The organism is Lacisediminihabitans sp., from assembly GCF_036404185.1.
Classification (GTDB): Bacteria; Actinomycetota; Actinomycetes; order Actinomycetales; family Microbacteriaceae; genus Lacisediminihabitans.
In genome coordinates, this window is record NZ_DASWPB010000040.1 from 1 (window position 1) to 7,153 (window position 7,153).

Sequence of the window (7,153 nt, forward strand, 5' to 3'; positions counted from 1 at the left end):
TCGGCGATCCGAGCTTCGTCCTCGGCAACGTCGCGGAACCGACCTGGCAGGCCTGGCGGGCGGAGCTGGCCGGCGTCGGCGGTCGTTCGCCCCTCCTGCACTTCGTCGACGCCCCGCGCACGCGCATCGAGCTCGGCGCGACGCATCCCGGCGGTCTCGCCCAGTTCATCACCGGAAAGTCCACCCTGCTGTCCAACCTCATCCGGGAGGACATCGCCCTGCGCGCCGCGAAGCTCGCGGCGGGTGAGATCGCCGCGAAGGGGCTTGAGCTGGCGACGGCGCGCGGCATCGACTCGATCCACCTCGGGATCGGCATCGCGGAATGGCAGCACGACGGGGTCGACTACCGTGCACCCATCCTGCTCCGTCCGCTGGCGATCCGCCGCTACGGCAGCGACTTCGAGGTGAAGCTCAAGGGCTCCCCGTTCCTCAACCCCGAGCTCGCACGCGCGCTCGAACAGCAGTTCCAGATCTCGCTCGATGCGCAGGCGTTCGTCGCGCTCGCCGAGGAGGACGGCTCCTTCAAGCCCAATCCCGTCATCGACCGCCTGCGAGGGCTCACCTCGCACCTGGACTGGTTCAACGTTCAGCCGCGCCTGGTCGTCTCCTCCTTCGCGGACGTCGCGACCGCCATGCACGCCGATGCGGCCGACCTCGAGCACCCGCTGCTCGATGCCCTCGCCGGGAACCCCTCCGCCAAGTGGACGATCCAGGAGGGGTATGCGCCGGTCGAGCCGCAGCATCCCGACTACCGCACGCCGGAGACGGACACCCTCCTCCTCGACGCGGACGCCGAGCAGGAGAACGTCATCGCGCAGATCGCGGCGGGCAACTCCGTCGTCGTGAAGACGCTTCCCGGCACCGGCGCGACCCAGACCATCGTCAACGCCCTCGGCTGCCTGGTGAGCCAGAACAAGCGCGTCCTCGTCGTCAGCGCGAGGCGCTCATCCCTCGCCGGCATCGCCCAGCGCCTCGGTGACATCGGCCTGGCCGGCCTCGCGGTCGTGCCGTCGACGCTGCGCCGCGACATCATCCGCTCGATCGGACGCAACGAGAAGGCCAAGTCTCCCCAGGTCGGCGAGGTGGACGAGGCGCTCGTGCGCCTGCGGAAGGTGCTACTCGACTATCGCGGGGCCGTCGCGCGCAAGGACCCGGAGCTCGGGGTCTCGGTGCTCGACTGCCTGACCGAGCTGTCCCGCCTCGCCCTGCTGCCCTCCCCGCCCGCGACGACCGCGCGGCTGTCCAGGGCATCCGTCGAGGCCATGGCGCACGACCGCAGCCGCGCGGCGGCGGCGATGGTCGAGGCCGCCGGCCTCGGCGAGTTCAAGTACGGACCGGGCGACTCGCCCTGGTACGGCGCGCACTTCGTCACCAGCGAGGACGCCGTCCGGGCGCACGGCATCGCCAAGCAGCTGCACAACACGGAGCTTCCGCGACTGCTGGAGCGGGCGGGCGAGCTCATCCAGGGCACGAGGATGCGTCCGTTCGAGACCGTCAACGAGCTCGGCGTCTACCTGCGGCTGCTGGTGGATGTCCGCGACACGCTGGACAAGTTCCTCCCCGTCGTCTTCGACCGCTCGCTCAGCGAGCTCATCATCGCCACGTCGTCCCGCAAGGATGCCCCGGAGATGTCGTCCGCCAACCGGCGACGTCTCAAGAAGCTCGCCAAGGAATACATCCGTCCCGGCGTGCACATTGGGGACATCAACGAGGCGCTCGTGCGCATCCAGCAGCAGCGGGTCCTCTGGCAGCGGTTCGTCGCCGCGGGCGTCACTCCGGAGGTGCCGGTGGGCATCGCCGACGTGCAGGTCGCCTATCAGCAGGTCGCGCAGGATCTGACGCAGCTGGACGAGCCGCTCGGTTCCGTGACCCGCGAGACGCAGCTCGTGCATCTGCCGATCCACGTGCTCGTCGAACGCCTCGCCGCCCTCGCTGCCGACTCCGACGTGCTGAGCAACCTGCAGGAGCGCGCCCAGCTGCGCACCACGCTGCAGGAGCTTCAGCTCGACCCGCTACTGGACGACCTGGCCTCCCGCCACGTCCCCCAGGAGCAGGTCGCCGCCGAGCTCGAGCTGGCCTGGTGGCAATCGGCCCTGGAGTCCCTGCTCGAGGCCGATCGTGCGCTGCTCAACGCCAACACCTCCGTGCTCGATCGTCTCGAGGCCGACTTCCGGCTCGTCGACGAGGCTCACGCCGCCGGCAGCGCGCAGCTGCTCGGCTGGCAGCTCGCGGAGAACTGGAACATCGGCCTCGTCGACTGGCCGGACGAGGCAGCCGCGCTCAAACGTGCCCTGCGCGCGCCGTCGCTCGACGCGCGGGACCTGCAGGAGGCCTCCCCGCACCTCTCGCGCACGATCGCCCCGGTCTGGCTCGCCTCGCCGTACGAGGTCAGCCGCATCAGCGACACCCTGCGCTTCGACACCGTGATCCTCGTCGACGCCGGTGCGACGACCCTCGCGGAGAACGTGGGCGCGATCCGTCGCGGCAAGCAGACCGTCGCCTTCGGTGACCCGGTCACCCAAACCCCGTCCCCGTTCGCCATCGGCCTCTCCGAGGTCGAGGAGGACGCGCCTGAGGTGGCTGCCGAGGTCCTCGACGAGCTGCACGAGCGGTCGGCGCTCGCCCAGCTGGGCGTCCTCCTGCCGACGCTCGCCCTCACCCGCAGCTATCGGGCCGGCGGCGAGGATCTCGCCGAGCTGGTCAACCGCCGGTTCTATGCGGGCAAGATCGAGTCCTTCCCCTGGGCGGGGAGCTTCCTCGGCCACAACAGCATCCGCCTCGACTACGTCACGGACGGCTCGGGCATGCCCGACCCGGAGTCCGGGGGCGTCGAGAGCGTCGACGCCGAGGTGGAGCGCGCCGTCGAGCTGGTGATCGAGCACGCGACGCTGCACCCGAACGAGTCCCTGATGGTGCTCACCGCGAGCGCGAAGCATGCGCTGCGGGTCCAGCAGGCGGTGCTGCGGGCATCCGTCGGCCGGCCGGAGCTGCACGACTTCGTGCTCGGCGACCGCTCGGAGCCGTTCACGGTGACGACGATCGAGCAGTCCGTCGCTCAGAGCCGTGACCGTGTCATCTTCTCCATCGGCTACGGACGGACCCCGCACGGCCGGGTGCTCTCCGACTTCGGCGCGCTGGGTCGGCCGGGCGGCGAGAGGCTGCTCGCCGTCGCGATGACCCGCGCGCGCCGGTCGATGACCATCGTCACCTGCTTCGAGCCCCAGGACATCGACGAGGATCGGATGCAGCACGGCGCGATCGCCCTGGCGGACATCCTCGCCGACGTCAACGCGCGGGGGACCGTCGAGGCGATCCCGGACGACAGCGATCCGATGCTCGTCGATCTGGCCAGGCGCCTCGAGGTCCGCGGGCTGCGGGTCGCCCTCGGTCACCGCGGGAAGCTCGGCCTGGTCGCGTCTCACCAGGGGATGTGCCTGACCATCGAGACCGACTCGGTGCTGCTCGGCACGAGCCTGCGCGAGTCGTTGCGACTGCGTCCGGAGATGCTGCGCCGGCTCGGCTGGCACTACCTGCGGGTGCACGCGTTCGAGCTGTTCAGCGAGCCGGACGCCGTGGCCGACCGCATCGTCACCATGCTCGGCCTCGACTCCGCCCCGATCACGCAGCCCATCCCGATCGTCACCCCTCAGCGGGCCTGACGGTGGGTGAGCACGTCGCGCCGACCCCCCGCGAGAGGCCGCGTCGGCGGGTGACGACCGAGCCGGTGCCCGGGAGCGACCCGAACCCGCAAAAGGAGCCCCCGCGTCACGCGGAGGACGAGAACGACGACCGCCTCAGGCAGGACAAGCCGCCGCACTGGGGGTGATTGGGCCCGCCGTGCCGGCCCGCCCGGCCCAAGGGTCAGGAATGCACTCTCCCGCGGCCCACGAGGGTGCATTCGTGTCCCCTGAACGGTCAGGGCGCCGGACGGATGCGCGGGTGAGGCTGGGCAGGGCGGCGTCAGGCCTCGGCGTGCTTCCCGGACGGCGCCGGGAGGGTGTGGTCGCCCTCCGGGGAGGGGCGCCCGGCCAGCAGGTCGCGGATCTGGATGAGCAGCTCGGTCTCGGTGGGCGGCACGTCGGCAGGCGTGGCCGCCTCTTCCTCCTTCTGGCGGTTGAACGCGACCCGCTTCAGGTAGTTGATCGGCACCACGAGGGCGAAGTACACCACGACGGCCACGAGCAGGAACTGGATGACCGCGGCGATGACCGCTCCGAAATAGAGCGGCGCGGTCCCACCGCTCGTCGTCGGGATCACGACGGGGAGGGCCTTCTCGAGGCTCTTCGCGTTGAACAGCGCTCCGATCAGCGGGTTGAGCACCTGACCGACGATCGCGTTGACGATGCCCGTGAACGCCGCGCCGATGACCACCGCGACCGCCAGATCGATGACGTTGCCGCGGAGGATGAACTCCTTGAAGCCTTTGAGCATGGGGTTGGACTCCTAACGAACGGGAATTACGAACCGGTGGAGGCGGAGGTCGATCCGGCGGCGGGTGTCGCGGCCGGCTTCGACACGGGCTTCGACTCGGCGGGTTTGGAACCCGACTCCGACGAGGAGGAGGAGGAGGAGGAGGAGGAGGACGACGAAGACGACGAGGCGGATGCGGCCGCCCCATCCCCGGACGAGCGGCCACCCTTCTCGGCCCGGCTGTCGGTGCGGTAGAAGCCGGAGCCGTTGAAGGTCACCCCCACCGAGTTGAACACCTTGCGGAGTCTCGGCTCGCCGCAGTTCGGGCAGACGGTGAGCGTGTCATCCGTGAATGCCTGATATTGGTCGAACGCGTAGTCGCAGTTCGCGCAGCGATACGAATAGGTGGGCACGTTGATCCTCCGTGCGGTTGGGCCGAAAACGATGAATCGGAAGTCAGAAGGTGACGATGCCACCCGGCGTCACAACGCCGTCGACACGCTTGTCGTGCACCTCGCTGGGCACGGAGTCGACCAACTCCCGGTCGAAGATCACAGCATAGACCGGGGGGCACTTCTCCATCGAGCCGAGCGTGCGGTCGAAGTAGCCGCGACCCCAGCCCATCCGCATTCCGGTGCGGTCGACGCTCGCCGCCGGAACGAGGATCAGATCGACGTCGTTCACGGCGATGGGGCCGAGCAGCTCGCCGACCGGTTCCGGCATGCCGAAGAGCCCCTCGGTCTCGGTGTGGCCGTCGCCGACCGCCCAGTCGAGCAGGCCGTCGTCGCGTGAGATCGGGAACAGGATGCGGATGCCCTGCTTCTCCGCCCAGTTGAGGAAGGGCCGGATGTTGGGCTCCTCGTTCGTCGGAAGATAGGCCGAGATGGTCGAGACGTGGAGGTCGGTCGCGAGATCGACGAGGTGCCCGCAGAGCTGGGAGGTGGCCAGCTCCCGCTCGCGCGCCGTCATGATCCGCCGCCGCTCACGCAGCTCCACCCGTAGCGCTCGCTTCTCGTGGCTTGCGTCACCGACCATGCTGACATCCTAAGCGCCACCAGGATGTAACCATTCGGAAACGAGTTGCCATATACCCTTGCGTCTATGGCGTTCCACATTACGAAAGCAGTCATTCCCGCCGCGGGCCTCGGTACGAGGTTCCTGCCGGCCACCAAGGCGATGCCGAAGGAGATGCTCCCCGTCGTCGACAAACCGGCCATCCAGTACGTCGTCGAGGAGGCGGTCGCGGCCGGACTGACCGACGTGCTCATGATCACCGGCCGCAACAAGAATGCCCTGGAGAACCACTTCGACAGGGTCGGCGAGTTGGAGGCCACCCTGCTGCAGAAGGGCGACATCGACCGGCTCAAGAAGGTCAACTACGCCACCGATCTGGCGGAGGTGCACTATGTGCGCCAGGGCGATCCGAAGGGCCTCGGCCACGCCGTGCTCCGCGCGCGGATGCACGTCGGCCACGAGCCGTTCGCCGTGCTGCTCGGTGACGACATCATCGACTCGCGCGACGTGCTGCTGTCCCGGATGATCGAGGAGCAGACCAAGCGCAATGCGACCATCGTCGCGCTGCTCGAGGTGGACCCCTCCGTCGTGCACATGTACGGCGTGGCCACCGTCGAGGCCACCGACACCGATGACGTCGTCAAGGTGACCGGTCTCGTCGAGAAGCCGACCCGCGAGAACGCGCCGTCGAACTATGCCATCATCGGCCGCTACGTGCTCCAGCCAGAGGTGTTCGACATCCTCGAGCACACGCCCCCGGGCAAGGGCGGGGAGATCCAGCTGACGGATGCCCTCCAGACGCTGGCCGCGAACGAGAACATCGCGGGCGGCGTCTACGGCGTGGTCTTCCGCGGCCGCCGGTACGACACCGGCGACCGGCTCGACTACATCAAGGCCATTGTGCAGCTGGCGGTCGATCGCGAGGACCTCGGTCCGGACCTGCGTCCGTGGCTCAAGGACTTCGTCGGGAACCTAGACTAGGCACCGTGTCGACGCCGATCCCTACTCTCACCGACGGCGCGGTGTCGGTCCGGCCGATTCGTCTGCGCGATGCGCGCCTGCTCGAACGCGAGCTTCTCGACAACCGCGGCTGGCTGCGCAAATGGGAGGCCACCAACCCCCACGGCGCGATGAGCTTCGACGTGCGGGCGAGCATCCGAAGCCTGCAGGCCAACGCCAGGGCCGGCTTCGGCCTGCCCTTCGCCATCGACTACGACGGCGAGTTCGCCGGCCAGCTGAACGTGTCGAGCATCTCCTATGGGTCGCTGTCCTCCGCGACGATCGGGTACTGGGTCTCCGAGCGGTTCGCCGGCCACGGGATCACCCCCACGGCCGTCGCGCTGGCAACGGATTACTCCTTCTTCCAGGTCGGCCTGCACCGCATGGAGATCTGCATCCGCCCGGAGAACGCCCCGAGCCTGCGGGTGGTGGAGAAGCTCGGCTTCCGGTACGAGGGGCTGCGCCGCCGGTACATCCACATCAACGGCGACTGGCGGGATCACTTCTGTTTCGCCCTCGTCGCCGAGGAGGTGCCGGCGGGGGTGCTGCGTCGGTGGAAGGAGGGCAGGGTCCCTGTCGGGGCGGGAACCGTGCCTCAGGCCGAGCGGGATGCCGCGCTGCTGCCGGGAACACACCTTCCCTAATCGCCGGCTTTCGCGCCGGTCACTCGTACCGTAGGAGCATGGGAGCTGACGGTATCGGATCTGGTGTGGTCTTGGTGCTCGCGGCG

Annotated in this window: 6 protein-coding genes; 3 read left to right on the plus strand and 3 right to left on the minus strand. The window is 69.0% G+C overall.

Features of this window, described 5'->3' with window-relative positions; all coding sequences use genetic code 11:
* A partial coding sequence (locus VGC18_RS02140; RefSeq protein ID WP_331093741.1) for an AAA family ATPase occupies positions 1–3,659 on the plus strand: 3,659 nt, incomplete at its 5' end.
* 301 nt (positions 3,660–3,960) lie between these two features.
* Here VGC18_RS02140 and mscL read toward each other — a convergent pair.
* Genes mscL through VGC18_RS02155 form a run of 3 tightly spaced genes read right to left on the minus strand, consistent with a single transcriptional unit; the run spans position 3,961 to position 5,445 of the window.
* The gene (gene mscL, locus VGC18_RS02145) at positions 3,961–4,431 is read right to left on the minus strand and encodes a large conductance mechanosensitive channel protein MscL (RefSeq protein WP_331093743.1); all 471 of its coding nucleotides are present in this window, start codon (positions 4,429–4,431) and stop codon (positions 3,961–3,963) included.
* Positions 4,432–4,457: 26 nt separating this feature from the next.
* Positions 4,458–4,823, minus strand: a complete 366-nt coding sequence (locus VGC18_RS02150; RefSeq protein WP_331093745.1) for an FmdB family zinc ribbon protein — start codon at positions 4,821–4,823, stop codon at positions 4,458–4,460.
* Between the two features lie 43 nt (positions 4,824–4,866).
* A complete protein-coding gene (locus tag VGC18_RS02155; protein ID WP_331093747.1) occupies positions 4,867–5,445 on the minus strand; it encodes a 5-formyltetrahydrofolate cyclo-ligase in 579 nt (192 codons plus the stop codon).
* Between the two features lie 66 nt (positions 5,446–5,511).
* Here VGC18_RS02155 and galU point away from each other — a divergent pair, with 66 nt between their 5' ends.
* Both galU and VGC18_RS02165 read left to right on the plus strand, forming a co-directional pair.
* Positions 5,512–6,405, plus strand: coding sequence for a UTP--glucose-1-phosphate uridylyltransferase GalU (galU, locus tag VGC18_RS02160; protein WP_331093749.1), 894 nt, complete (start codon positions 5,512–5,514; stop codon positions 6,403–6,405).
* A gap of 5 nt (positions 6,406–6,410) precedes the next feature.
* The gene (locus VGC18_RS02165) at positions 6,411–7,067 is read left to right on the plus strand and encodes a GNAT family protein (protein WP_331093751.1); all 657 of its coding nucleotides are present in this window, start codon (positions 6,411–6,413) and stop codon (positions 7,065–7,067) included.
* Positions 7,068–7,153 lie beyond the last annotated feature (86 nt).